This window comes from Tahibacter sp. (genome assembly GCF_035481375.1).
In the GTDB taxonomy this organism is placed as follows: domain Bacteria; phylum Pseudomonadota; class Gammaproteobacteria; order Xanthomonadales; family Rhodanobacteraceae; genus Tahibacter.
The window spans coordinates 1-1,680 of the sequence record NZ_DATIGT010000192.1 but is presented as its reverse complement, the minus strand read 5'-3'; the positions used below and the strand labels follow the sequence as shown (position 1 = coordinate 1,680).

Below are 1,680 nucleotides of genomic sequence, written 5' to 3'. Positions count from 1 at the left end.
CACGCGTCGTCGCGCAATGAAAAGGGCGGCCAGCGGCCGCCCATAGCGGCAAAGCATAACGCGCGGCGGCGGGCGGCTGGCGGCGGGAGCCGTCAACGCGAGCGGCTCCGCGAGCTGCCGAGCTTGCGCGTCAGCGTGTTGCGGCCGAGACCGAGCGCCAGTGCGGCCTGCTGGCGATGTCCGCCGCAGGCGCTCAAGGCTGCAGCCAGCAGCACGCGTTCGAGCTCCGCGCAAGCCCGCCCGTGCAGATCGGCATGACCCGCGGCGAGTTCCTGTTCGGCCCAGCGCCGCAGCGCACCGACCCAGTCCGCCTCGACCGCCGCCACCGGCGTCGCCTGCGCGAACGGCAGATCCTCGGCGCGGACTTCGCGTCCGGCCGCCATCACCGCGAGGCGCCGGCACAGATTCTCGAGCTGACGCACGTTGCCCGGCCAGTCGAATTGCTCCATCGCCGCGAGCGCCTTCGGCGACCAGCGCTTTGCGCCGACCTTCAGTTCTTCCGCGGCGCGCGCGAGGAAGTGCTCGGCGAGCAGCGCGACGTCCTCGCGCCGTTCGCGCAGGCTCGGCAGATGGACGCGTACGACGTCGAGGCGATGCAGCAGGTCGGCACGAAACTCGCCGCGCGCGACCTTGCCGTCGAGATCCTGATGCGTCGCCGCGATCACGCGCACGTCCGCGCGGATCAGTTCGCGGCCGCCGACGCGATAGAACTCGCCTTCGGCGAGCACGCGCAGCAGCCGCGTCTGCAGCAAGAGCGGCATGTCGCCGATCTCGTCGAGAAACAAGGTGCCGCCGTCGGCCTGTTCGAAACGGCCCGCATGACGCCGCGTCGCGCCGGTGAACGCGCCCATCTCGTGGCCGAACAGTTCGGACTCGAGCAGCTCCGACGGAATCGCCGCCGTGTTCAGCGCGACGAACGACCGCAGCGCGCGTGCGCTGTGCGTATGCAGCGCACGCGCGACGAGTTCCTTGCCGGTGCCGGTCTCGCCGGTGATCAGGACATTGAGCCCGCTCGCCGCAACGCGGCCGATCGCGCGGAACACCTCGCGCATCGCCGGCGAGCGTCCGATCAGCTCGGTCTCGCGTGGGGCCGAGCGCGCCGGTGCCGGCGCCGGCGCTGCGGGCTGGCTGCGTCGCTGCGCGAGCGCGCGCTGCGCCGCGGCGACAGCCTGGTCGAGGTCGAACGGCTTGGGCAGATAGTCGAACGCACCATGCTTGTACGCGGCGGCCGTCGTGGCGACATCGGTATACGCGCTCATGACGATGACCGGCACCTGCGCGTAATGCGCGTGCAACCGCTCGAGCAGCTTCAGGCCGCCCTGCCCGCTCATGCGCACATCGGTAAACAGCAAATCCGGTACTTGTTCGGAGATGCGCGAAAGTACGCTTTCGGCATCCTCGAATTCCGTCACCTGCAGACCTGCGTCGCGCAGCGCCGCGGCCAGCACGAACCGGACGCCGCGGTCGTCGTCGACGAGCCAGACCAGCGCGGTCTCAGGCATGGGAATCTCCGTAGGGAAGCAGCAGGCTGAAGGCGGTTTCACCGCCGCGGCTGCGATAGTTCAGCGCGCCGCCGTGCTCGGCGGCGATTTCGCGGCACAGCGCCAAGCCGAGGCCGCTGCCGTCGGCACGGCCGCTGACCATCGGCAGGAACAGGCTGTCGGCGAGTTCGGACGGTAC

The 1,680-nt window shown here is 70.5% G+C and carries 2 protein-coding genes; both read right to left on the bottom strand.

The window, feature by feature from the left end; translation table 11 throughout:
- Window positions 1-92: 92 nt before the first annotated feature.
- Window positions 93-1,502 (bottom strand): nitrogen regulation protein NR(I), encoded by a 1,410-nt coding sequence (ntrC, locus tag VLF18_RS12220; RefSeq protein ID WP_325279904.1) that lies wholly within the window; start codon window positions 1,500-1,502, stop codon window positions 93-95.
- Window positions 1,495-1,680: ATP-binding protein (locus VLF18_RS12215; RefSeq protein WP_325279903.1), on the bottom strand; the 186-nt coding region annotated here is incomplete at its 5' end. The genes ntrC and VLF18_RS12215, both read right to left, overlap by 8 nt.

Coding starts and splice junctions, on each gene's coding strand:
- ntrC (WP_325279904.1), bottom strand. CDS start 1,502: ATGCCTGAGACCGCGCTGGTCTGGCTCGTCGACGACGACCGCGGCGTC.